This window comes from Leucobacter sp. gxy201 (assembly GCF_051043335.1).
Taxonomy (GTDB): domain Bacteria; phylum Actinomycetota; class Actinomycetes; order Actinomycetales; family Microbacteriaceae; genus Leucobacter.
In genome coordinates, this window is the sequence record NZ_JAMXWS010000001.1 from 409,701 (window position 1) to 434,158 (window position 24,458).

The window sequence follows — 24,458 nt, forward strand, 5'->3', positions numbered from 1 at the left end:
CCGAAGTTCGGGCGCAGGTGTCCGTCAGCAGCGCTCGGCGAGGAGCGCGACGTGGCGCTCGCCCTCGCGGGTGAGGAACAGCGTCGCGCTCCGCGATCCCTGCAGCTTCAGACGCGACCGCAGCTGCGCAGGGTCGACGTCGGCGCCCCGCTTCTTGATCTCCAGGCGACCGATTTCGCGCGCGGCGAGCGCCTTGCGCAGCTGCTTCTCCTTCGCCGGCAGCCGCTCGAGCACGCGAAAGGCGGCGGCGAACGGCGTCGGGACGAGCTCGTCGCCCGTGAGATAGGCGATGCGCGCGCTGACCATGCCCGCCCCCAGCTGCTCGGCGAGCAGCCCGATGAGGCGCGCGCGGATGACGGCGCCGTCGGGCTCGTAGAGGAACTCGCCGAGGCCGCGCGCCTCGGCATCGGGAGTGTCGGCCGAAGCGGTGAGCTCGTGCACGTGGTCATCGCCATCGCGGCCCGAGCGGTGCACGAGCGCCGCGCGACCGATGCCGGGTCGCGCGGCGGCGCCGAACCACAGCCCCATCTCGACGAGCTGCCCGTCGCTCGACACCCACTGCGCCTCGGCGTTCTCGGGGATGAGGTCGCGGTCGAGCCCCGGGCCGAGCTTCACCCCGGTCGGCATCCGGTCGCCGTGCGAGAAGGCGAAGCCGAGCGAGGGGGAGTAGTCCCCGTGCGAAGCGAGGCGTCTCGTATCCCGATGCCCGGCCGTGCGTCGGGCGGGGTCGAGGAAGGCGCCGTCGACGCCGTGCGCGAGCGGCAGCGCCTCCGCGTCGCCCACCCGCACCTCGGCGTCGCAGCCGACCGCCCGCAGGTTGTGCGCCGCCAGTCGTGCCGTGAACGGGTCGAGCTCGACCGGGGCGGGAGTGAGACCCGCGCCTGCGATCGCGAGCGACTCGGCTCCGATGCCGCAGCCCAGGTCGGCGACCGATGCGCAACCCGCGCGCGCGAAGCGAGCCGCATGCAGCGCCGCGATCGGCGCGCGGGTCGCCTGTTCGAGCCCCGCGGGCGTGAAGAGCAGCCGCGAGGCGAGTGCGCCGAACTTCGCCCGCGCGCGGCGCCGCAGGTCGGCCTGCGTGAGCAGTGCCGAGACCTCGTCGGGTTCTGCTCCCGCGCGCCGCAGTGCGGCGCCGACGGCGGAGGGGTCGCTGCCGCCCGCGATCTCGGCCTCGACGCCCCGGAGGCGTTCCGCGCCGTCCGGGGCGAGCAGGGCCCGCCAGCCGGGCGGCCCGTCGGGGCCGTCTGCGCGCGTCATGCTCGGGTGCGGGGCGGGTCAGTATGCGTAGGAATCGTCCCAGGCGCCTTCCATGCCCGAGATGGCGGCGCCCATCGTGCCGAGCATGATGAAGATGAAGCCGATGTAGAAGATGAAGAACAGCGCGACCATGGCGAGCGAGGCGTAGCCGATGATGGTGCCGGTGAGGGCGAGGCCGCGGCCGGCGTCGCCGTTGCGCTTGATCTGGCTGAGGGCCATGTGCCCGAAGACGATCGCGGCGATCGGCGACAGGAAGGCGAGCACGATGGAGACGAGCGCGAAGGCATTGGTCGCGGCGAGCGTCGTGGCGCCGGCAGGAGCGGTGGCGGGCGGCGCGGGGAGCGGGGCGACGTAGGGGGCGGGTTCCGAGCCCGCGACGACGGCCTCGGGGAACTGCGCCGAGGGGAGCTGCATGTCGGGCAGCGGGACCGTGGGCTGTGCGGACGTGGGCTGCGGGGTGTCGGGGGTCGTCATGGTTTCCTCGATTCCGGTCGGCCGAGCAGGCGCGCTCAGGCGTCGCCGTCGATTATTCCACACCGCCGTTTCGCGCCGCCGTTCTCGAGGCGGGCGGCCGCAGGGCGGCGGCGGCCGTTCGCTGAGCGCGATCCCCGGCCGAATCATTGGCACTCACCTTGCGAGAGTGCCAGCGACGGCCATAGACTTTGCTGCAGAGCCCGACCGAAGTGGTGGGGCGCGAGAGTCACCTTGTCATCAGAAAGAGGTCAACCGTGTCGGTAGCCATCAAGCCGCTCGAAGATCGTATCGTCATCAAGCAGGTCGAGGCGGAGCAGACCACCGCTTCGGGTCTCGTGATCCCGGACAGTGCGAAGGAGAAGCCCCAGGAGGGCGAGGTCGTCGCAGTCGGCCCCGGCCGCGTCTCGGACAGCGGCACCCGCATCCCCGTCGACGTTGCCGTCGGCGACATCGTGATCTACTCGAAGTTCGGCGGCACCGAGGTCAAGGCCGGCGGCCAGGACTACCTCGTGCTCTCGAGCCGCGACATCCTCGCGGTCATCGAGCGCTGAGCGCTCACCGAGCACTCGCCCTGAGGGCGCGCACCGCGCCCGGGCATCAGCAGGAGCCCGTCGGGATCATCCCGGCGGGCTCCTGCGCGTTCGCAGGCGGGTTCGCGGAAGCGTTCCCGGTGCGCGATCCATCCCCGCCCGCGCCCTAGACTGGTGCGGATGAGCAGCACACGCACCGGCCTGGCCTTCGGCATCGGGGCGTACGCCTTCTGGGGCGCCTTCCCCTTCTACTTCACCCTCATCGCGGTCGTGAACCCGCTCGAGGTGGTGCCGTGGCGGGTCGCCACCACCTTCGCCGTCTGCATCGTCGCGGTGACCGTGCTGCGCAGATGGCGCCTCGTCCGGGCGATCCTGCGCACCCCGAAGCAGTTCGGCTGGTTCGCGCTGTCTTCGCTCATGCTCTACGCCAACTGGCAGATCTTCATCATCGGCGTCATCACCGGCCACGTCATCGAGACCGCGCTCGGCTACTTCATCAACCCGCTCTTCACGATCGTGCTCGGCGTCATCTTCCTGAAGGAGCGCCTCAGCCGCCTGCAGTGGACCGCGGTCGCGATCGCGGCGGTGAGCGTGCTCGTCTCGGCGATCGCCTACGGCTCGTTCCCCTGGATCGCGCTCGGCCTCGCGTTCTCGTTCGGCATGTACGGGCTGCTGCGCAAACGCACGGGCGAGGTCGACGGCATCACCGGCCTCATGATCGAGACCCTCGCCTCCGCGCCGATCGCAGTCGTCCAGCTCGTGCTGGTCGGCGTCTTCGCGGGGCTCACCGGCCTCTCGCACGGCACCGGCATCACGGTGCTGCTGATGCTGAGCGGCGTGATGACCGCGATCCCGCTCGTGCTCTTCGGCGAGGCCGCCAGGCGGCTGCCCCTGTCGACGCTCGGCTTCATCCAGTTCCTCACCCCGATCATCAACTTCCTCTACGGCTACTTCGTGCTGCACGAGGAGATGACCTTCGGGCGCTGGGCCGGCTTCCTCGGCGTCTGGTGCGCGCTCGCGATCCTCGTGTTCGACATGGTCAGAACGGGGCGGCGGCAGGCCGCGGTCTTCCGGGAATAGGGCGTTCGCCCGAGGCGCAGCCGTTCCGAGGCCGCACCCGCCGCGATCCCTTACACTGAATAGTGGTACGGCGGCCGCCCGCATCAGTCGACCCCGCGCCCCCAGGCCCAGCCACAACATAGATGAGGTTTTATGGAACAGCGTGACCCCTTCGCGTTCACCGGTCTGACTTATGATGACGTGCTGCTGCTCCCCGCGCACACGGACGTCATTCCGAGCGAGGCGGATACGTCGACCCAGCTCACCAAACGCATCCGCCTCGGCATCCCGCTCATCTCGGCGGCGATGGACACCGTGACCGAGACCCGCATGGCCGTTGCGCTCGCGCGCCAGGGCGGCATGGGCATCCTGCACCGCAACCTGTCGATCCAGGATCAGGCCGAGATGGTCGACCGGGTCAAGCGCAGCGAAGCGGGCATGATCACGAACCCCGTCACCACCACGATCGACGCGACGGTCGCCGAGGTCGACGCGCTCTGCGGCGAGTACCGCGTATCGGGTCTGCCCGTCGTCGACCAGAACGGCACGCTGCTCGGCATCATCACCAACCGCGACATGCGGTTCATCGCCCCCAGGGATCGCGCGAACGTGCGTGTCGAGGACGCTATGACGCGCATGCCGCTCATCACTGCGCCGACCGGCATCTCGCGCGCCGACGCCGCGGCGATCTTCAGCAAGCACAAGATCGAGAAGCTGCCCCTCGTCGATGACGCGGGCAAGCTCACCGGTCTCATCACGGTCAAGGACTTCGACAAGGAGGAGGAGTACCCGAACTCGGCGAAGGACGATGCGGGGCGCCTGCTCGTCGGTGCCGCGGTCGGCTTCTTCGGTGACGCGTGGAAGCGCGCGGGCGCCCTCGTCGACGCGGGCGTCGACGTCATCATCGTCGACACCGCCAACGGCGACAGCCGCGGCGTGCTCGAGATCATCGCGAAGATCAAGGCCGACCCCGCATTCGCGCGTGTCGACGTCATCGGCGGCAACGTCGCGACCTATGCCGGTTCGAAGGCGCTCGTCGAGGCCGGGGCCGACGCGGTCAAGGTCGGCGTCGGCCCCGGCTCGATCTGCACCACCCGCGTCATCGCCGGCGTCGGCGTGCCGCAGGTGACCGCGGTCTACGAGGCGGCCAAGGCGGCGACGCCGGCGGGCGTTCCGGTGATCGCCGACGGCGGTCTGCAGTACTCGGGCGACGTGGCGAAGGCCCTCGTCGCCGGCGCATCCTCGGTGATGATGGGGTCGCTCCTCGCGGGCACCGACGAGAGCCCGGGCGAGCTCGTGCTGCTCGGCGGCAAGCAGTACAAGAACTACCGCGGCATGGGGTCGCTGGGCGCCCTCCAGACGCGCGGCGAGCGCACCTCATACTCGAAGGATCGCTACTTCCAGGCCGACGTGCCGAGCGATGAGAAGCTCATCGCCGAGGGCATCGAGGGCCAGGTCGCCTACCGCGGCTCGGTCGGCACGGTGGTGCACCAGATGGTCGGCGGGTTGCGCCAGTCGATGTTCTACGTCGGTTCGCGCTCCATCGACGAGCTCAAGGAGCGCGGCGAGTTCGTGCGCATCACCTCCGCCGGGCTCAAGGAATCGCACCCCCACGACGTGCAGATGGTCGTCGAGGCGCCCAACTACCGGCGCTAGATACGGCACTTCCCGGAAGGGGGCGGAGCGGCTTGAACTGCTCCGCCCCCTTCCGCCGTCTGTCAGGAGCGAGCGGATAGACTGGCAGGGTGAGCAACGAGATCGAGATCGGGCGGGGCAAACGCGCCCGCCGCGTGTACACCTTCGATGAGATCGGCATCGTGCCGACCCGTCGCACCCGCGACCCCGAGCTGGTATCGACCTCCTGGTCGATCGACGCGTTCCATTTCGGGCTGCCGGTGCTCGGCGCCCCGATGGATTCGGTGATGTCGCCCGCGACGGCGATCGAGCTCGGCCGTCTCGGCGGTCTCGGCGTGCTGAACCTCGAAGGCCTGTGGACCCGGCACGAGAACCCCGAGGCGCTGCTCGAAGAGCTCTCGACGATCACCGATGAAGTCGCCGCGGTCAAGCGCATGCGCGAGATGTACGCCGCGCCGATCCGCGCCGAGCTCATCACCGCGCGGCTCGGCGAGATCCGCGAAGCCGGCGTCACGGTGGCCGGGGCGCTCTCGCCCCACCGCACCGCGCAGTTCACCGAGACCGTGGTGAACGCCGGCGTCGATCTGTTCGTCATCCGCGGCAACACCGTCTCTGCAGAGCACGTGTCGGTCGAGGGGCGCGAGCCGCTCAACCTGAAGCAGTTCATCTACGAGCTCGACGTGCCCGTCATCGTCGGCGGGGCGGCGACCTACCAGTCGGCGCTGCACCTCATGCGCACGGGCGCTGCGGGCGTGCTCGTCGGTTTCGGCGGCGGCGCATCGTCGACGACCCGCGCGACGCTCGGCATCCGCGCACCGATGGCCAGCGCGATCGCCGATGTGGCGGGCGCGCGCTCCGACTATCTCGACGAGTCGGGCGGCCGCTACGTGCACGTCATCGCCGACGGCGGTCTCGGCAGCTCCGGCGACCTCATCAAGGCGATCGCCTGCGGTGCCGACGCCGTCATGCTCGGCACGGCGCTCGCCAAGGCGTCTGACGCTCCGGGGCGCGGCTGGCACTGGGGCCAGGAGGCCCACCACGAGGATCTGCCGCGCGGCAAGCGCCTGCAGGTCGCGCCGGTGGCGCCGCTCGCCGAGGTCATCAACGGCCCGGCCCACACCGCAGACGGCGATGCGAACCTCGTGGGCGCGCTGCGCCGCGCGATGGCGACGACCGGGTACTCCGAGCTGAAGGAGTTCCAGCGCGTCGGCATCGTCTACGCCGAACGGTGACAGTGACGAGTACCGAGCCCGCTTCCCGTAAGCCCGAGTACCTCGGCGACCCCACGATCGCGCGCGTCGCGACGCGGCCGCGGTGGATCGCCGCGCTCGCACTCGCGCTGGCGGTCGCCGCGGGGTTCGCCTGGCTCGGCCGGTGGCAGCTCGACAACGCGATCCGCACCGACGCCTTCGACAGCGTCGAGTACGAGACGCCGCGCCCCCTCGAAGAGCTCGCTGAGCCCGGGGTCGCAGTGACCGAGGCGGCCGCCGGCGCCGTCGTCACGACCGCGGGCACGATCCGCTCGGACGACCTGCAGGTCGTCGCCCCGCGAGACAACGCGGGGCAGCGCGGCGCCTGGGTCGTGGGGCACCTCGTCACCCCGGCCGATGCGGCGGGCGAGACGCGCCACCTCGCGGTCGCGATCGGGTGGGCGCCCAGCGCCGCACAGGCCCGAAGCGCGATCGACGAACTCGCCACAGGCGGGGCGCTCGAGCCCGAGCTGGCGATCGAGGGGCGGTTCATGCCGACGGAGGGGCCGGTGGTGCCCGATGCCGGCGAGGACCCGTCGCTCATCAAATCGATGGTGCCGGCCTACCTCGTGAACCTCTGGAACGGCTTCGACAGCGGCGCGTACGCCGGGTACCTCGTGCTGCACCCCGAGGGCGACACCGCGCAGCTGATCGAATCGGTCGCCCTCGACCCGATCGACTCGGTCGCGCCCGAGGCGCCCGAGGCCGTCAACTGGCTGAACGTCTTCTACGCCATCGAGTGGGTCGTCTTCGCAGGTTTCGCCGTCTTCCTCTGGTACCGCCTCGTGCGCGACGCCTGGGAGAAGGAGCACGAGATGAAACTGCTCGTCGCCGAAGAAGCTGCGGCTGCAGAGCGAAATGCACTCGCTGAACGATCAGACAGCGCCGAATAGAATAGGGATCATGCAGCTGCAGCCCAAGCCCGCCGATTATCCTCGCATCCGCAAAGCGTTGAGCTTCTACAAGGTCACCTCGGTGGTGACCGGTGTGATGCTCCTGCTGCTCTGCGCGGTGATGGTCATGAAGTACGCCTTCGGCGTGCAGCTCTACCTCTTCACACCCGACGGCTTCGCGCATTTCACGCCCATCGCGCAGGAGGGGCTCGAGAGCGAGTTCGCTCCGCAGGGCTTCGATCTGTTCCGCGCGATCCTGATCGCGCACGGCTGGTTCTACGTCATCTACCTCGTCTCCGACTTCCTGCTCTGGAGCCCGATGCGCTGGAACTTCTGGCGCTTCATCCTCATCGCGCTCGGCGGCGTCGTGCCGCTGATGTCGTTCTTCCTCGAAGCGCGCATCGTGCGCGAGGTCGACGGCTTCCTCGCCGAGCGCGAGGCCGCGCCCGCGGCGCGGTAAACTTCTCCCATACGTCACCCGCCGCGGTTCATGCCGCGTTATTCCGAAAGGCCGACCGCACAGACTATGGCGACGCAGGCACAACAGACCGAATCCGGGCACCGTCCCGTTCTCGTGGTGGATTTCGGGGCGCAGTACGCGCAGCTGATCGCACGCCGAGTGCGCGAGGCCGGCGTGTACTCCGAGCTCGTACCCCACACGATCACCGCGGCGGAGATCGCCGAGAAGCAGCCGCTCGGCATCGTCATGTCGGGCGGGCCCTCCTCGGTCTACGCCGAGGGCGCCCCCCAGTTCGACCCGGCTATCTTCGACCTCGGCGTACCGATGCTCGGCATCTGCTACGGCTTCCAGGTCATGGCGCACACTCTCGGCGGCACCGTCGCGAAGACCGGTGACAGCGAGTACGGCGCGACCGACGCTCAGCTGCTCGGCGACGGCGGCGCCCTCCTCGGCGGTCAGCCCGAGGCGCAGAGCGTGTGGATGAGCCACGGCGATGCCGTGCAGCAGGCTCCCGAGGGCTTCGAGGTCTACGCGAAGACCGACGTCACCCCGGTCGCGGCATTCGGTTCGCCGGAGCGGGGGCTCTACGGCGTGCAATGGCACCCCGAGGTGAAGCACTCGGAGCACGGCCAGCGCGTGCTCGAGAACTTCCTCCACCGCATCGCCGAGATCCCCGCCGACTGGAATGCGGGCAACGTGATCGCCGATCAGATCGAGCGCATCCGCGAGCAGGTCGGCGACGCCCGCGTCATCTCGGCCCTGTCGGGCGGCGTCGACTCGGCAGTCTCGACGGCGCTCGTGCACGAGGCCATCGGCGACCAGCTCACGGCGGTCTTCGTCGATCACGGACTGCTGCGCAAGGGCGAGCGCGAGCAGGTCGAACGCGACTACGTCGCCTCGACCGGCGTGAAGCTCATCACCGTCGACGCGGCCGACATCTTCCTCGGTCACCTCGAGGGCGTCACCGACCCCGAGCAGAAGCGCAAGATCATCGGCCGCGAGTTCATCCGCGCCTTCGAGAAGGTGCAGCTCGATCTCGTCGCCGAGGCGAAGGCGTCGGGCGAGAAGGTCAAGTTCCTCGTGCAGGGCACGCTGTACCCCGACGTCGTGGAGTCGGGCGGAGGCTCGGGTACCGCGAACATCAAGTCGCACCACAACGTGGGCGGGCTGCCCGAGGACCTCGACTTCGAACTCATCGAGCCGCTGCGCGCCCTGTTCAAGGATGAGGTGCGGGCGATCGGCCGCGAGCTCGGCATCCCCGAGGCGATCGTCGGTCGCCAGCCGTTCCCCGGCCCCGGCCTCGGCATCCGCATCGTCGGCGAGGTGACCCGTGAGCGTCTCGACGTTCTGCGCGAGGCCGATGCGATCGCCCGCGAAGAGCTGACCATCGCCGGGCTCGATCAGACGATCTGGCAGTGCCCGGTCGTGCTGCTCGCCGATGTGCGCTCGGTGGGCGTGCAGGGCGACGGCCGTACCTACGGCCACCCGATCGTACTGCGCCCGGTCTCGTCGGAGGACGCGATGACCGCGGACTGGACGCGGGTGCCCTACGACGTGCTCGCGAAGATCTCGAACCGCATCACGAACCAGGTGCCCGAGGTGAACCGCGTCGTGCTCGACGTCACCTCGAAGCCGCCGGGAACGATCGAGTGGGAGTGAGCGTTCAGGAAACGGCCATTTCTGGCCGTTTCTCGCTCACTCCGGGTTCGTCTCGACCCCGGTTGGCGCGTCAGCGCCAGGGTGTGGAACGCCCATTTCTGGGCGTTTCTCGCCTATTCCGAGGCCGTCTCGGCCTCGGTCGGGGCGCCAGCGCCGTAGAGGTGGAACGGCCATTTCTGGCCGTTTCTCGCTCACTCCGGGGTCGTCTCGACTCCGGTTGGCGCGTCAGCGCCAGGGGAAAAGCCCGGCTTCGGCCGGGCTTTTCCGTTTCGTGTCGCGCCTGCGCGGCCGGGCCTGTCACACTGGGGTGATGGCGGATACTCAGAATGGCCGTGTCGCGGTCTACCTCGACTTCGATAACATCGTGCTCTCCTGGTACGACCGGGTGCACGGGCGCAACTCGTTCGGCCGTGATCGCCAGCGCATCGCCGAGAACCCGAACGATCCCGAGACGGCGGCGCGTCTGAAGGCCGCCATCGTCGACGTCGGCGCGATCATCGACTACGCCTCGTCGTTCGGCACGCTGGTGCTCACGCGCGCCTATGCCGACTGGTCGGCGCCGATGAACGCGGAGTACCGGTCGCAGCTCGTCGCGCGCGCGGTCGACCTGGTGCAGCTCTTCCCTGCGGCTGCGTATGCGAAGAACGGCGCCGACATCCGTCTCGCGGTCGATGCGGTGGAGGACATGTTCCGGCTCGACGACCTCACCCACGTCGTGATCGTCGCCGGCGATTCGGACTACGTGCCGTTGGCGCAGCGCTGCAAGCGCCTCGGGCGCTACGTCGTGGGCATCGGCGTGGCCGGGTCGACGGCGAAGGCCCTGCAGGCGGCGTGCGACGAGTTCGCCTCGTACGATGCTCTGCCGGGCATCGAGCGGCCCGAGCCGCCGGCGAAGGCGGTCCCTGCACGGTCGTCGCGGCGCGGCGGCCGGTCCGGCGCCGCCGCTCAGTCGGCACCGGCCGCGCCCGCGGAGCCGGAGGAGCCCGGCATGAGCCTCGCCGACGATGACGTCGATGCCGTCGACGTCGACGACGAGTTCGACGACGATACCGAGGTGTCGGTGACGGGCCTGCTCATCCGCGCACTCTGGCTCAGCCAGGACAAGGACGACTCGGGCTGGCTGTACAGCTCGGCGGTGAAGCAGCAGATGCGCCGCATGGACCCGTCGTTCAATGAGAAGGCGATGGGGTTCCGCTCGTTCTCCGACTTCCTGCGCTCGCGCTCCGAGGTGGTCGAGCTCGAAGAGACGGGGCACGAGCGCCTCGTGCGGCTCCGGGATCAGTCGGCGTAGCCCGGCGATCCCTGGCGCTGTCGGCCTGGTCGGCCCGGCCGGCCCGTGCGCCTGTGACCCCGCGAATGCTGGAAATAGTGCAGTATCCGTGACGAATTGTGCACCAGATCGTGCATGCGCAGGGTCGCTGCCGCGGCACGGGATGCCCCGGGCCCAGACGACGATGGGCCCGGCCGCAGAACGGCCGAGCCCATCGAAAGCGCGCGCTGAGCGCTCAGTCGCCGCGCAGGATCGCGAGGATGCGCAGGATCTCGACGTAGAGCCAGATCAGCGTGACCATGAGGCCGAATGCGGCCGACCAGCCCCACTTCTCGGGCACGCGGTTCTTGACGCCGTTCTGGATCAACTCGAAGTCCATCACGAGCGAGTACGCGGCCAGCAGTACGGCGAAGACGCCGATCGCGACGCCGAGCCAGCCGGAGCGCATGCCCCACGGGCTGTCGGTGAGGTTGAACATCACCAGCACGAAGTTGATGAGCGAGAACACGCCGTAGCCGACGAGCGCGATGAGGAAGATCTTGTTGAGGCGCGGGCTCGTGCGCACCTTGCCGCTGCGGAAGAGCAGCAGCGTGACGCCGAACACCGACAGCGTGCCGATGATCGCCTGCGAGACGATGCCGGCCCACTGGGCCTCGAAGATGCCCGAGATGCCGCCGAGGAAGACGCCCTGCGCCGCAGCGTAGGCGACGATGAGCGGCACGCTCGGCTGCTTCTTGAACGAGTTCACGAGGCCGAGCACGAGGCCGACGATCGCGGCGGCGAAGATGACGAGCGGGGCGGCCTTCACGAGCCACCAGCCGACGGCGCCGAACGCGAGCACGATCACGAAGAGCAGCGCCGTCTTCGAGATGGTGTTCTCGTAGGTCATCGGGCGGTCCGAGGGAGCGATCGCCGGCGGCTGGCCGGGGCCGAGACCCGCGCCCGTCGCGGGCTGGTCGATGCCCGGGCGCTGCGGCTGGGCGGCCGGCTGGTCGTAGATGCGGTGCAGCTCGTCGGCGGTCATCGTCTTGCCGTTGAGTGCCGGGTTGCGGCTCAGGGCGGGGTTGCTCATGCGTCGGAGTCCTTCCTGGCGTATGGGCCGAAGTCATGTGAGTACTCCCAGACTATCGAATACGGGCCCTGCCGCGCCTGTGTTTTCGGGCTGAATGCCGGTGGGCTCCAGGGATCGCCCCGCTGAGTCCCGGCCACTACACTGTTGGCATGCCAGCGCCTCTCGTCATCGGCCACCGCGGTGCCTCAGGCTATCGCCCCGAGCACAGCGAGTCGGCGTACCGCCTGGCCTTCGAGCTCGGCGCCGATCTCGTGGAGCCCGACATCGTCTCGACCCGCGACGGCGTGCTCGTCGTGCGGCACGAGAACGAGATATCGGGCACGACCGATGTCGCCGCGCACCCGGAGTTCGCCGATCGGCGCACGACGAAGGTCGTCGACGGTAAGAGTCTCACCGGCTGGTTCACCGAGGATTTCGACTGGGCCGAGCTGCGCACGCTGCGCTGTCGCGAGCGCCTCGCGAAGCTGCGGCCCGCGAATACGGAGTTCGATGGCGATGAGCCGATTCTGCGGCTCGCGGATGTGCTGCGCATCATCGATGATGAGAGCGCCGCGCACGGCCGCGAGTTCGGCGTGGTGCTCGAGATCAAGCACGCCCAGTTCTTCCTCGACCGCGGCTACGATCTCGGCGAAATGCTGCTCACCGACCTCGAACGGGCGGGCTGGGACGCGCGGCCCGATCGGGTCGTGTTCGAGTCGTTCGAGCTCGGCGTGCTCGACCGGCTGCGCGAGGCGGGCGCGCAGGGCGAGCTCGTGTTCCTGACCGAACGCGGCGGCGCTCCGGCCGATGAACCGGTCGGCGATGCGCACCCGCGCGGCTACGTCTGGTATCGCAGCGACGCGGGCCTCGATCTGCTCGCGACCCGGGTCGACGGCATCAGCGTCGCGAAGAGCAACCTCATCAAGCTCGGCCCGGTCGGTATCGCGGTCGGCCCGACGACGCTCGTGAAGCGGGCGCACGCGCGCGGGCTGCGCGTCTACACGTGGACGCTGCGGCCCGAGAACTTCTTCCTGAGCCTGCGCTTCCAGCGCCCGATCTCGCCCGCGCACCACGGCGACTGGCAAGGCGAGTTCGGTCTGATCATCGGGTCGGGCGTCGACGGCATCTTCGTCGATCACCCCGATCTGGGCCGCGCCGCGGTGGAGAAGCGCGAGGGCTGAGACCGCCTAGCGTGCTGCGCCGACGCACTCGCCGACGAGGTTCGTCTGCATGAGCGTGCGGATCTCGGCGGAGTCGCAGCCGCGGTCGAGCAGGAAGCCGAGCTTCGCGATCGCGGCCTCGACGGTGAGGTCGGAGCCGTCGATCGTGCCGGTCGCCGCGAGTTCGCGGCCGACGGCGTACCGGTCGAGGTCGACGCCGCCGTTCGCGCTCTGCGTGATCGCGACGACCGGGATGCGGCTGCACACCTCGCGCAGGGCGCCGAGCATGCCGGGGCGCGCCATCGGCGCGGTGCCGCTGCCGTAGCACTCGAGCACGAGCCCGTCGGGCGCCCCGCCGACCGCCGCGCGGAGATCGGCAGCGGTAACGGCGGGGGTGAAGCGGAAGCCGAGCACGCGCGCCGAGGTCGCGCGCGGGCTGCCGTGCGCGACGGGGACACCCGCCGCCCCCTGCGCGAGCGCCCGTTCGGCGCGGAAGGCCTGGAACGCGCTGCTGTCGTGCTTGGTCGCGCGCACGGCGGGCAGCAGGGCGCCGCCGAACGCGATCGATACGGGGGCGGCGCTCGAGGCCCGGACCGCGGTGCGCAGCGCGAGCGAGAGGTTGTCGAAGGCGTCGGTGCCGATGGCGCCGTGGGCGAGCTGGCTGCCGGTGACGATGACGGGCGCCCCGAGGTCGGCCAGGTCGAAGGCGAAGCGCGCCGCGCTGTACGCGAGCGTGTCGGTGCCGTGGGTGATGACGACGCCGCGGGGCCGCTGCGTGCGCACGCGGGCGCGCACCGCGCGGGCGATGCGGGGCGCGGTGTCGGCCTCGGCGTTCGCGCTGTCGATGGCGGGCAGCAGCTGGTTCACGCGGTGCTCGACGCCCATCGGCCCGCAGATGCTCGCGACGATCTCCTCGAGGATGTCCGGGAAATCGGGGTCGGGGGCGAGCCCGCGATCCGTTTCGTGCATGCCGATGGTGCCGCCGGTCGCGAAGACGAGAACTCCTGCCATGCCCACTATTCTCGCGGATGCGGCGACCGTGCGGCGACCGTGCGGCGACCGTGCGGCGACCGTGCGGCCGTCGGACCGCGTTGTCGGCGGCCCGGCCTAGACTTGTGGACGATGAGCGACTTCGAACTTCTCGACCCCTCCGGCATTCCGATCGGCGACGGCTTCGGCGCGCCCGCAGACGCCGGTGCCGACCCGCTGCTCGACGGGCTGAACCCGGCTCAGGAGCGCGCGGTGACCGCCCGAGGGCCGGCGCTGCTGATCGTGGCGGGCGCGGGATCGGGCAAGACGCGCGTGCTCACGCACCGCATCGCGCAGCTCATCCAGGGGCGCGAGGCCTGGCCGAGCCAGATCCTCGCGATCACCTTCACCAACAAGGCCGCCGCCGAGATGCGCGAGCGCCTCGAGGGGCTGCTCGGCTCGGGCGTCGAGGGCATGTGGGTGTCGACGTTCCACTCGGCCTGCGTGCGCATCCTGCGACGGGAGTCCGAGCGCTTCGGCTACGTGTCGGGGTTCACGATCTACGACTCGGCGGATTCGCGGGCGCTGCTCAAGCGCATCATCAAGGAGCTCGACGCCGACAGCTACGGATTCACCCCCGCGAACTCGGGGTCGAAGATCTCGAAGCTCAAGAACGAGCTCACCGACGTCGACGACTACCGCGCGACCATGAACGAGACCGACCCGCGCGACCGGCTCTTCGTCGAGATCTTCGCGATGTACCAGCAGGAGCTGAAGCGCGCGAACGCCTTCGACTTCGACGACCTCATCGGGCAGACGGTGCAGCTGTTCCGCTCGCACCCCGACGTCGCGGCGATCTACCAGCGGCGCTTCCGCCATATCCTCGTCGACGAGTACCAGGACACGAATCACGCGCAGTACTCCTTGATCCGCGAGCTCACGCGGCCGGTCGAGCCCGAGCAGGTCGAGCGGCTCGTGCCGCCGGTGCGGGGCCGCGAACTCGATGCCGCCGGGCGCATCCCGGGCGCTTCGCTCACCGTCGTCGGCGACTCCGACCAGTCGATCTACGCGTTCCGCGGCGCCGACATCCGCAACATCGTCGAGTTCGAGCGCGACTTCTCGGGGGCCGAGGTCGTGAAGCTCGAGCAGAACTACCGTTCGACGCAGAACATCCTGTCGGCCGCGAACGCCGTGATCGGCAATAACTTCGACCGCCAGGAGAAGAACCTCTTCACGACTTCAGGGCACGGGGCGAAGATCGTCGGCTTCACCGGATACTCGCAGCACGACGAGGCGCGCTTCGTCGCCGAGGAGATCGAAGACCTGCGCCGCGAGGGCATCGCCTACAGCGATATGGCCGTGTTCTACCGCACCAACTCGCAGACGCGCGCGCTCGAGGAGCTGCTGATCCGCTCGGCAGTGCCGTACCGCGTGCTCGGCGGCACGAAGTTCTACGAGCGCGCCGAGATCAAGGACGCCATGGCGTACCTGACGAGCATCGCGAACCCGTACGACCCGATCGCCTGGTCGCGGCTGCTCGGTGCGCCGAAGCGCGGCATCGGCCCCATGGCCGAGGCCCACCTCGCGAACTTCCAGGAGGCGCAGGGCATCTCGTTCGTCGACGCCATGCTGCGCGCCGACGAAGTGGCGGCGCTCGGCCCGAAGCTGAAGACGACGGTGCGGGAGCTCGGCTCGCTGCTGTCGCGCGCCGCGCGCATGGCGGCCGGCGGGGGCGCGACCGACGTCTCGTCGACCGCTCCCGATGCCGCCGACGGCGCAGAGAAGGCGCCCGCCCCCGTCGGCGATCTGCTGAAACTGCTGCTCGACGAGACCGAGATGATCGAGAGGCTGCGGGCGAAGCGCGACCCGCAGGACGACGCGCGCGCCGAGAACCTCGAAGAGCTCATCGCGGTCGCCCGCGAGTTCGACGCGAAGCAGCCCGGAGCCGGCCTCATCGCCTTCCTCACCGAGGTCAGCCTCGTGGCCGCCGCCGACGACCTCGACGACACGAGCGGCACCGTCTCGCTCATGACCATGCACACCGCGAAGGGTCTCGAGTTCAAGGCCGTCTTCATCACGGGTGTCGAAGAGGGGCTGCTGCCGCATCAGATGTCGGTCGACGAGATCGGCGGCATCAGCGAAGAGCGCCGTCTCATGTACGTCGGCATCACCCGCGCCCGCGAGCGCCTGTACCTCACGCTCGCCTCGACGCGCGCGACGTTCGGCGACATCTCCGCGGCGATGCCCTCCCGGTTCCTGCAGGAGATCCCCGAGGGACTCATCGACTGGCGGCAGTCCCCGGGCGAGGTCACCGGCCGCGGCGGCACCGAATCGCGCGCGCTCAACGCACCCCGCGGCGGCGCGGCGGCCGGCGCCGGCGGCCGCTTCCGCGCGCGCACCGACTCCGCGGTCTCCTTCGGCGGGAACGCCTCGGGGGCGGCTGCGGTGAGCGAGCCCGCGAGCGGCAATATGCAATCGGCGCTCGACAAATGGCGCGAGCGCAAGCGCCTCGCGAAGGAGGCGCAGGCCGCGGGCGGCGGCTTCCCGAACCTCATCGGCGGGGCGACCCGCGACAACGGCGAGCTCGAACTCTCTCCGGGAGATCGCATCACGCACGACGACTACGGCGGCGGCCGCGTCTCGGCGATCACCGGCACCGGTTCGAAGCGCGTCGCCCACGTCGTGTTCGACTCGGTGGGGGAGCGGAAGCTGCTCGTGAAGCTCGCCCCGATCGCGAAGACCGAGGGCTGAGCGGGCCGATGCGTCGAACCGGGCGGGGCGAACAATCGTGCGCGACCCGCTGCCCGGGTATTCCCGCAGCGGCGAACGGCACCCCGTAGGCTCATGACCATGAACGATTCATCGTCGAATCCGTGGCCGGCCATCGTGGAGGATGCGAGGCGCTACCCGAGCCCGCACAACTCGCAGCCGATCAAACTGCGGCCGACCGGCCGGCTCACCGCGACGGCGTACTACGATCTCGACCTCGGGCTCCCCGCCGAATCGTTCGGCATCCCGTTCGCCCACGTCTGCGCGGGCGTCTTCCTCGAAACCCTGCGGGTCGTCGCGAGAGCCGCGGGCTACGGAGTCGTCGAACGGCTGCACCTCGAAGAGATGGATTTCGACAGCGCCGATCGATTGCACCGCTTCGCCGATGTGACGCTCGCACCGCTCGACCTCGACGCCGACGAGCGCGTGCAGGCCGGCATCGAACTCGAACGGCTGCGCACCCGGCGCACCTCCCGCCGGCCGTACACGCGCCGCAGTGTGCCGGCCGAGGTGCTCGACGCCGCCGTCGCGCTGGCGGCGGGCGCCGGCTACGACTTCCGCTTCACGAACGATCGCGCGCTCGTGAAGCGCATCGTGCACGTCAACCAGGCGACGCTGTTCGACGACCTCGAGAACGACGCCGTCTACGACGAGATCATGACGTGGCTGCGGTTCTCGAAGGCGGAGGCGGGCGAGAAGGCGGACGGGCTCTCAGCGGAGGCGATGCTGATGCCCGGGGGCGTACTGAAATACGCGATGGGGCATCGATCCCTGTGGCGGGCGCCCGTCGTCGGCGATGCGATCAGGGCCGTCTACCTGAACACGATGCGCGGCGTGCACCAGCTCGGATGGCTCGAGGGGCCGTTCGACGGACCGGGCGACTACCTCGAGGCGGGGCGCACTTTCATGCGCCTCTGGCTCGAACTGCACCGGCACGGCGTCGTACTGCACCCCTTCGGCACGGTGATCACGAACCCGCGCTCGCACGAACTGTTCGCCGAAGCCGTCGGCACGCGCGAGGGAAGCGGGCGCATGGCCTGGATGCTGTTCCGCTTCGGATACAGCGCGTACCCGCCGCTCGCGCACCGCCGCAGCGCCGCAGCGATGCTGCTGGAGGCCGCAGAGGAGACCACCGCCGATATCGCCCCAGACCCGGGCCACGACTCAGAACCAGACCCGGGCCGCGGCCCCGCGGGCGCAGAGGAGACAGCATGAAACGCCTGATCGCATTCGGATTTCTCGCACTGCTCGAGCAAGCGGTGCGGCTGCTCATGCCGCGCGTCGGCACGCACCGCATCCTGCTCGCCCCGGGCATCGAGCCGCTGCGATGGAAGCTCGGCCGACTCCGCGCCTGGCGCACCTTCGAGCAGACCGCGCGCCGGGTGCCGGCCTACCGCGAGTTCCTCGCCGAGCGCGGCTTCCCGCGCAAGCTCGACACGAGCGCCGGGCTCGAGGCGGCTCTGAAGACCATCCCCGAGATGGACAAGGATTCGTATGTGAAGCGCTGGTCGATCCCCGAGCGCTGCCAGGGCGGCCGCATTCCGCGCCGCGGCGTCATCGTCGACGAATCGAGCGGCAGCTCGGGCACGCCGACGAGCTGGATCCGCGGGCCGCGCGAGCGCCAGGCCACGCGCCAGATCCTGCAGCTCGGCTACTCGAACACCGCGAGCGCGCTCAAGTACCCGCCGTTCGTGCTCAACGCCTTCTCGCTGGGCGCGTGGGCGACCGGCATGAACGTGACGACCTCCCTCACCGACGTCAGCATGATCAAATCGATCGGCCCCGACAAGAACAAGATCATCCAGACCATCCAGGAGTTCGGGCCGCGCTACACCTACGTGATCCTGAGCTACCCGCCGTTCTTGAAATCGCTCTTCGACGACACCCGTCTCGACTGGTCGCAGTACGACATCGTCGCGGCATTCGGCGGCGAAGGCATCAGCGAGAGCATGCGCGACCGCATCCTCGAAGTGGCGCACTCCGCCTACGGCAGCTACGGAGCGAGCGACCTCGAGATCAACCTCGCCCTCGAGACCGACTTCACAGTCGAGGTGCGGCGGGCGATCGCAGCGAACCCGGAGCTCGCGAAGCGCATCAGCAAGCGCGCCGAGTACGGCGTGCTGCCCATGGTCTTCCAGTTCAACCCGTTCAATTACCGCATCGAGACGAACGATCGCGGCGAACTGCTCGTGACCATCCTCCGCGCCGAGAACCTCAACCCGCGCGTCAGGTACAACATCCACGACCGCGGGCATGTGCTGCGCGTCGCCGAGCTCGAGCCGGTGCTGCGCGAGCTCGGGATGCAAGGCGTGATGCAGTCGAAGCTGCTCGACCTGCCGTTGCTCTTCCACTACGGCCGCAGCGACCTCTCGGTCGACTTCAACGGCGCCGTCATCGGGCCCGACTCGCTGCGCGATGTCGTGAACGCGCACGAGCTGCTGCTCGGCATCGTCGAGAACCATCGCCTCATATCGTTCGAGGACGCGCACGGCAACCGCCAGCTGCACCTCGCCATCCAGCTCGTCGACGGCGCCGACGCCGCCTCGCTCGATGCCCGTGCCCTCGCGGCCGAGATCTTCGCGCAGCTGCGTCGCGCGAACGGCGACTTCCACAACGCGATCCTCACCTCCGACGAGGCGATGCTGCCGACGCTCGCGTTCTACGCCTTCCGCCGAGGTCCGTTCGAGGGCGATGGCGCGAAACTGAAGAACGTGTACGTCGCCCACCTCGACGCCGATGAGGCGGCCGCGGAAGGGCTCGACCTCGAGATCGTCGCCGAGCAGCAGCTCGGCAAATAGCGCGGAAGCCGGGAAACGGCGGCTCGGCGAGAGGTCTGGAGACTGGCGCCTCAGCCGAGCACGGTGCGGTAGTTCGCGAGGGCCTGCAGCAGGTCGCCCTCCTCGGCGATGGTGTCGCCGTCGCGGCTCGCCCAGATCGGCATGTATGCGGCGACCATGCCGTGCACGAGAGTCACGGCGAGGGTCGCCTCGGTCTCGGGCGAATCGAGCTTGGCGTGCTCGGGGTGGGCGTTCAGCCAGGCGGTCGTGACCAGGCTGAGGTGGTACGACGACTCGAGCAGCGACGAGATGGTGAGGTGCAGCGCCTGAGGCTGCTCGGCCAGCAGTCGGGAGCGCAGGCGCGCGACCTCGGCGTTGACGTTCGCGTGACCGATCGCGGCGAACAGCAGTCGGAAGACGCCGAGCGGCAGATTGTCGGGGGAGGAGTCGAGCACGGCGAACGCTTCGGAGCCCTCGGGCAGCGTGATGGCACGGCCGACGATCGCGTAGTCGCGCGCCGAGAAGTAGTTGAAGAAGGTGCTGCGCGAGATGTCGGCCTTCTCGCAGATCGCCTCGACGGTGACGTTGTCGACGCCGAGCTCGAGCGCGAGGCGCACCGCGGAGCTCTCGATCGCATTCTCCGTCGCGCGGCGCTTGCGGGCGCGCAGGCCCTCGGGCTTCGGAGATGCAGCGTTGTTCACGTGAGCGTTCCCTTCCTCGTGCCTGGGCAGGCGGGGCCCGCGTCGAACGCGCACCGGCCCCGGCAGTCGATCAGCGAGTGTATCCAGCCGGCCTGTGAAGCCGTGCAGGATCGGGCATGCGTGCGCAGGCTGGCACTCGTGCCTCTCGTCTGCGCCGGGTGAGGGCGGCCGCTGTACCGGCTCCGCGCTCTGCGCGGGCCCCTGAGCGGACTCAGATCCGGGCTCTGCCAGGCGGTGGTACACTTGGCCATTGGTCGACTTATCTCGACATCGAGACATTTTCAGCCTCGGATCACCCCCGACTCCCAATGCAAAGGACAGTACGTGGATCTGTACGAGTACCAGGCACGAGATCTTTTTGAGCGATACGGAGTGCCGGTGCTTGCCGGCATCGTCGCGGACACTCCCGAGGAGGTGCGTGCGGCAGCCGAGAAGCTGGGCGGCGTGGTCGTCGTCAAGGCCCAGGTGAAGACCGGTGGCCGCGGCAAGGCCGGCGGCGTGAAGGTCGCGAAGAGCCCCGACGAGGCGTTCGAGGCCGCCCAGGCCATTCTCGGCCTCGACATCAAGGGCCACGTCGTGAAGCGCGTCATGGTCGCAGCCGGTGCCGATATTAAGCAGGAGTTCTACTTCTCTGTGCTGCTCGACCGCGCGAACCGCTCCTACCTCTCCCTCTGCTCCGTCGAGGGCGGCATGGAGATCGAACAGCTCGCCGTCGAGAAGCCCGAGGCGCTCGCGCGCATCGAGGTCGACCCGATCGCGGGCATCGACGCCGCGAAGGCCGAAGAGATCGCGCGCGCCGCGAAGTTCCCCGAGGAGCTCGTCGGCAAGGTCGTGCCGGTCTTCCAGAAGCTCTTCGAGGTGTACGCCGGTGAAGACGCGACGCTCGTCGAGGTCAACCCGCTCGTGCTGACCGGCGAGGGCGATATCATCGCGCTCGACGGCAAGGTCTCGCTCGACGAGAACGCCGAGTTCCGCCAGGCCGGCCACGCCGAGCTCGAGGACAAAGCCGCGGCCGATCCGCTCGAGGCGAAGGCCAAGGCGCAGGATCTCAACTACGTGAAGCTCGACGGCGAGGTCGGTGTCATCGGCAACGGTGCGGGCCTCGTGATGTCGACGCTCGACGTCGTCGCCTACGCCGGTGAGAACCACGGCGGCGTCAAGCCCGCCAACTTCCTCGACATCGGCGGCGGCGCCTCGGCCGAGGTCATGGCGGCGGGCCTCGACGTCATCCTCGGCGACCCGCAGGTCAAGTCGGTCTTCGTCAACGTCTTCGGCGGCATCACCGCCTGCGACGCGGTCGCCAACGGCATCGTCGGCGCGCTCGAGAAGCTCGGCGACGCCGCGAACAAGCCGCTCGTCGTGCGTCTCGACGGCAACAACGTCGAAGAGGGCCGCGCGATCCTCAACGAGGCGAACCACCCGCTCGTCACCCAGGCCGCGACCATGGACGCGGGCGCCGACAAGGCCGCCGAGCTGGCGAACGCCCGCTGATCCCGCACGAGACTCAAGGAAAGAACTAGCACTATGTCGATCTTCCTGAACAAGGATTCCAAGGTCATCGTCCAGGGCATCACCGGCGGCGAGGGCTCGAAGCACACCGCGCGCATGCTCGCCGCGGGCACCAACATCGTCGGCGGCGTGAACGCGCGCAAGGCCGGCACCGTCGTGTCGCACACCGACGCGTCGGGTGCTGCCGTCGAGCTGCCCGTGTTCGCGACCGTCGCCGAAGCGATGGCCGAGACCGGCGCCGACGTCTCGGTCGCCTTCGTGCCGCCGGCATTCACCAAGGACGCCGCCGTCGAGGCGATCGACGCGGGCATCGGCCTGCTCGTCATCATCACCGAGGGCGTGCCCGTCAAGGACTCCGCAGAGCTGTGGGCGCACGCCCAGGCGACCGGGAACCGGACGCGCATCATCGGCCCGAACTGCCCCGGCATCATCACGCCGGGCGAGGCGCTCGCCGGCATCACCCCGGCGACCATCACGGGCAAGGGCCCGATCGGTCTCGTCTCGAAGTCGGGCACCCTCACCTACCAGATGATGTACGAGCTGCGCGATCTCGGCTTCTCGACCGCCATCGGCATCGGCGGCGACCCCGTCATCGGCACGACGCACATCGATGCGCTCGCCGCGTTCGAGGCCGACCCCGAGACGAAGGCGATCGTCATGATCGGCGAGATCGGCGGCGACGCCGAGGAGCGCGCGGCCGAGTACATCAAGGCCAACGTGACGAAGCCCGTCGTCGGCTACGTCGCCGGCTTCACCGCCCCCGAGGGCAAGACCATGGGCCACGCCGGCGCCATCGTGTCGGGCTCGGCGGGCACCGCTCAGGCGAAGCAGGAGGCCCTCGAGGCCGCGGGCGTGAAGGTCGGCAAGACCCCGACCGAGGCCGCCGAGCTGCTGCGCGCGGCGTACAACGCGCTGTAATCCACGCGCGCCCGCAGCCGAGGCCCCTGTTCCCCGATTCCGTCGCGGGAGCAGGGGCCTTCCGCGTCCCCGCTCCGTAGTGCTCGCGAACGGCACCGAAGCCTTCGCGTTCACCACCGTAGAGCTCGATCACGAGTGTGGATGCGAATCACCGTGATTCGGGTGCACACTCGGTCGAGACCTGCACGCTCGCTCGTTCTGCGCGGGCCGGGCGGGGAGCCGGTGCGAGTAGCCTGGTCGGGTGAGCGAACAGGTCGGGCCCGGGGCGCGGTGGTGCGCGGTCGGCTGGGCCGGGGATCGCGTCGCGCTCGTCGATCTCGACGCATCGGGAGCCGCGATCGGTCGCACCGACGTCGAGCCCGCCGAACTGCCCGCGACGGTCGCCGCGCGCGAGGGGGAAGATCGCCCGCGCTGGGTCTGGAGCGATACCCCGCACTGGTACCCGCGGCTGCTCGACGCGGGCGTCGAAGTGCAGCGCGCCCACGACCTGCGCCTCTGCCACGCGATTCTGCGCAGTTCGGACGGCGCCGCCGGCAGCGCCGAGCACCGCGCGCTCGCCGAGGCGCGCGAGTGGGATCGGCCGTCGGCGGCCCTCGCCGCGGCCCCGGCGAGCCAGGCGACGCTCGGGGCGGATCCCGCGACCGCGCTTTTCGAAGTCGACGAGCTCGGAGACCTCGACGGTCGGGGCGCCCCCGCCGCACGCGCAGACGAAGTGCCGCACCGCATCGACGCCGCCCTCGCCGAGTTCGCACGCCAACGGGCGGCGCTCGCCCGCGCGGCGGGGTCTGCGCGTCTCGGCCTGCTGCTCGCCGCCGAGTCGGCCGGCGGCCTCATCGGCACCGAGCTCGGGTCTGCCGGGGTGCCGTGGGATGCCGACGAGCACGACCGCATCCTCGTGCACGAGCTCGGCCCGCGCCCCGACCCGGGTGCGAAGCCCGCCGAGATGCTCCGGGCGGCCGAAGCGGTGCGCGCGGCGCTCGGCGATGCGGCCGTGAGCCTGGACTCGCCGCCGAAGCTGCTGCGTTCGCTCCGCGCCGCCGGCATCGAGGTCGCCTCGACCTCTCACTGGGAGCTCGAGGAGCACGACCACCCTGCGATCGCGCCGCTGCTGCGCTACAAGAAGCTCGCACGCCTCCTCAGCGCCAACGGCTGGGCCTGGATCGACGAGTGGGTGCAGGGCGCGCGCTATCGCCCCGTCTACGTGCCCGGAGGCGTCGTCACCGGGCGGTGGGCGTCGAGCGGCGGCGGCGCGCTGCAACTGCCGCGCCAGCTGCGCCCCGCACTGCGCGCCGACCCGGGATGGACGCTCGTCTCGGCAGACGTCGCCCAACTCGAGCCGCGCGTGCTGGCCGCCATGTCGGGCGACCGTGCGATGGCCGGGGCGGGCTTCGGCACGGACCTGTACTCGGGCATCGTCTCCAGCGGCATCGTCGGCTCGCGGCAGGAGGCGAAGATCGCGGTGCTCGGCGCCATGTACGGCGGCACGAGCGGCGACAGCGGCCGGCTCGTACCGCGGTTGCGCCGCAGCTTTCCGCAGGCCATGGGGCTCGTCGACGGAGCAGCCGGCGTGGGGGAGCGCGGCGGCATCGTCTCGACCCGGCTCGGCCGGTCGTCGCCGGCGCCGGGGCCCGAGTGGGCCGAGCTGCAGGCACGAGCGAGCCTCCCGGGCGCGACGACGCGCGACGAGCAGCAGGCGCGCCGCGCCGCCCGAGACTTCGGCCGCTTCACCCGCAACTTCGTGGTGCAGGGCACGGCTGCCGAATGGGCGCTCGCCTGGCTCGCGGACCTCAGGCTGCGTCTCGCCGCGTTCCCTCCGGTGCCGGGCGGCGATCCGGTCGCCGAGGCATCGGGCCCGGTGTTCGCCCGCCGACCGCATCTCGTGTTCTTCCTCCACGACGAGGTGATCGTGCACGCCCCGCTCGAGCACGCCGATGCCGTGGCGGAGGCCGTCGCCGCTTCGGCGGCCGGGGCTGGGCGGCTGCTCTTCGGGGACGCGCCCGTCGACTTCCCGCTCGACATCCGGATCGCGGAGCGCGCCGCCCAGCACTGACCGGAGGGCCGGCCGCCGTCATCGTCCGTCATACGGCGCGCGCCGAACGCCGCTCGCAGGATACTGG

At 70.0% G+C, this 24,458-nt stretch carries 20 protein-coding genes; 15 read left to right on the plus strand and 5 right to left on the minus strand.

Annotated features, from left to right (window positions below):
• Positions 1-24: 24 nt before the first annotated feature.
• Positions 25-1,257, minus strand: a complete 1,233-nt coding sequence (locus NHL51_RS01880; protein ID WP_434141389.1) for a THUMP-like domain-containing protein — start codon at positions 1,255-1,257, stop codon at positions 25-27.
• Positions 1,258-1,275: 18 nt separating this feature from the next.
• Positions 1,276-1,731 (minus strand): DUF4190 domain-containing protein, encoded by a 456-nt coding sequence (locus tag NHL51_RS01885; RefSeq protein WP_434141391.1) that lies wholly within the window; start codon positions 1,729-1,731, stop codon positions 1,276-1,278.
• 254 nt (positions 1,732-1,985) lie between these two features.
• Here NHL51_RS01885 and groES point away from each other — a divergent pair, with 254 nt between their 5' ends.
• From groES to NHL51_RS01925, 8 genes are all read left to right on the plus strand, one after another.
• On the plus strand, positions 1,986-2,282 hold the full coding sequence (groES, locus tag NHL51_RS01890) for a co-chaperone GroES (RefSeq protein ID WP_434141393.1): 297 nt from the start codon (positions 1,986-1,988) through the stop codon (positions 2,280-2,282).
• Between the two features lie 159 nt (positions 2,283-2,441).
• Complete coding sequence (gene rarD, locus NHL51_RS01895; protein WP_434141395.1) at positions 2,442-3,341, plus strand: EamA family transporter RarD; 900 nt, start codon at positions 2,442-2,444, stop codon at positions 3,339-3,341.
• A gap of 132 nt (positions 3,342-3,473) precedes the next feature.
• Positions 3,474-4,976: an IMP dehydrogenase gene (guaB, locus tag NHL51_RS01900; protein WP_434141397.1), complete on the plus strand. Its 1,503-nt coding sequence runs from the start codon at positions 3,474-3,476 to the stop codon at positions 4,974-4,976.
• An 89-nt stretch (positions 4,977-5,065) separates the two neighbouring features.
• Complete coding sequence (locus NHL51_RS01905; RefSeq protein WP_434141399.1) at positions 5,066-6,187, plus strand: GuaB3 family IMP dehydrogenase-related protein; 1,122 nt, start codon at positions 5,066-5,068, stop codon at positions 6,185-6,187.
• Positions 6,188-6,189: 2 nt separating this feature from the next.
• Positions 6,190-7,098, plus strand: coding sequence for an SURF1 family cytochrome oxidase biogenesis protein (locus NHL51_RS01910; RefSeq protein WP_434141401.1), 909 nt, complete (start codon positions 6,190-6,192; stop codon positions 7,096-7,098).
• A gap of 10 nt (positions 7,099-7,108) precedes the next feature.
• Entirely contained in the window at positions 7,109-7,558 is a 450-nt protein-coding gene (locus NHL51_RS01915; RefSeq protein ID WP_434141403.1) for a DUF3817 domain-containing protein, read from the plus strand.
• A gap of 66 nt (positions 7,559-7,624) precedes the next feature.
• Positions 7,625-9,217, plus strand: a complete 1,593-nt coding sequence (gene guaA / locus NHL51_RS01920) for a glutamine-hydrolyzing GMP synthase (RefSeq protein ID WP_434141405.1) — start codon at positions 7,625-7,627, stop codon at positions 9,215-9,217.
• Between the two features lie 310 nt (positions 9,218-9,527).
• On the plus strand, positions 9,528-10,508 hold the full coding sequence (locus NHL51_RS01925; protein ID WP_434141407.1) for an NYN domain-containing protein: 981 nt from the start codon (positions 9,528-9,530) through the stop codon (positions 10,506-10,508).
• 214 nt (positions 10,509-10,722) lie between these two features.
• Here the strand turns inward: NHL51_RS01925 and NHL51_RS01930 are convergent, their stop codons facing one another.
• Positions 10,723-11,559, minus strand: a complete 837-nt coding sequence (locus NHL51_RS01930) for a Bax inhibitor-1/YccA family protein (protein ID WP_434141409.1) — start codon at positions 11,557-11,559, stop codon at positions 10,723-10,725.
• A gap of 149 nt (positions 11,560-11,708) precedes the next feature.
• Here NHL51_RS01930 and NHL51_RS01935 point away from each other — a divergent pair, with 149 nt between their 5' ends.
• Complete coding sequence (locus NHL51_RS01935) at positions 11,709-12,719, plus strand: glycerophosphodiester phosphodiesterase family protein (protein WP_434141411.1); 1,011 nt, start codon at positions 11,709-11,711, stop codon at positions 12,717-12,719.
• A gap of 6 nt (positions 12,720-12,725) precedes the next feature.
• Here the strand turns inward: NHL51_RS01935 and NHL51_RS01940 are convergent, their stop codons facing one another.
• Positions 12,726-13,709: an asparaginase domain-containing protein gene (locus NHL51_RS01940; protein WP_434141413.1), complete on the minus strand. Its 984-nt coding sequence runs from the start codon at positions 13,707-13,709 to the stop codon at positions 12,726-12,728.
• A 111-nt stretch (positions 13,710-13,820) separates the two neighbouring features.
• On the opposite strand from NHL51_RS01940, the gene NHL51_RS01945 reads away from it, so the two are divergent.
• The 3 genes from NHL51_RS01945 to NHL51_RS01955 all read left to right on the plus strand — a co-directional run bounded on the left by NHL51_RS01945 (position 13,821) and on the right by NHL51_RS01955 (position 19,234).
• Entirely contained in the window at positions 13,821-16,418 is a 2,598-nt protein-coding gene (locus NHL51_RS01945; protein WP_434141415.1) for an ATP-dependent helicase, read from the plus strand.
• A 99-nt stretch (positions 16,419-16,517) separates the two neighbouring features.
• Positions 16,518-17,651, plus strand: a complete 1,134-nt coding sequence (locus tag NHL51_RS01950) for a hypothetical protein (protein ID WP_434141417.1) — start codon at positions 16,518-16,520, stop codon at positions 17,649-17,651.
• Positions 17,648-19,234, plus strand: coding sequence for a CoF synthetase (locus NHL51_RS01955; RefSeq protein ID WP_434141419.1), 1,587 nt, complete (start codon positions 17,648-17,650; stop codon positions 19,232-19,234). The genes NHL51_RS01950 and NHL51_RS01955 overlap by 4 nt, the downstream gene beginning before the upstream one ends.
• 50 nt (positions 19,235-19,284) lie before the next feature.
• On the opposite strand, the gene NHL51_RS01960 is transcribed toward NHL51_RS01955, so the two are convergent.
• Positions 19,285-19,914, minus strand: a complete 630-nt coding sequence (locus NHL51_RS01960) for a TetR/AcrR family transcriptional regulator (RefSeq protein WP_434141421.1) — start codon at positions 19,912-19,914, stop codon at positions 19,285-19,287.
• 324 nt (positions 19,915-20,238) lie between these two features.
• Here NHL51_RS01960 and sucC point away from each other — a divergent pair, with 324 nt between their 5' ends.
• From sucC to NHL51_RS01975, 3 genes are all read left to right on the plus strand, one after another.
• Positions 20,239-21,405: an ADP-forming succinate--CoA ligase subunit beta gene (sucC, locus tag NHL51_RS01965; protein ID WP_434141423.1), complete on the plus strand. Its 1,167-nt coding sequence runs from the start codon at positions 20,239-20,241 to the stop codon at positions 21,403-21,405.
• A 33-nt stretch (positions 21,406-21,438) separates the two neighbouring features.
• Entirely contained in the window at positions 21,439-22,341 is a 903-nt protein-coding gene (gene sucD / locus NHL51_RS01970; protein ID WP_434141425.1) for a succinate--CoA ligase subunit alpha, read from the plus strand.
• 241 nt (positions 22,342-22,582) lie between these two features.
• Positions 22,583-24,391 (plus strand): bifunctional 3'-5' exonuclease/DNA polymerase, encoded by a 1,809-nt coding sequence (locus NHL51_RS01975; protein ID WP_434141427.1) that lies wholly within the window; start codon positions 22,583-22,585, stop codon positions 24,389-24,391.
• The last annotated feature ends 67 nt before the right edge of the window (positions 24,392-24,458 follow it).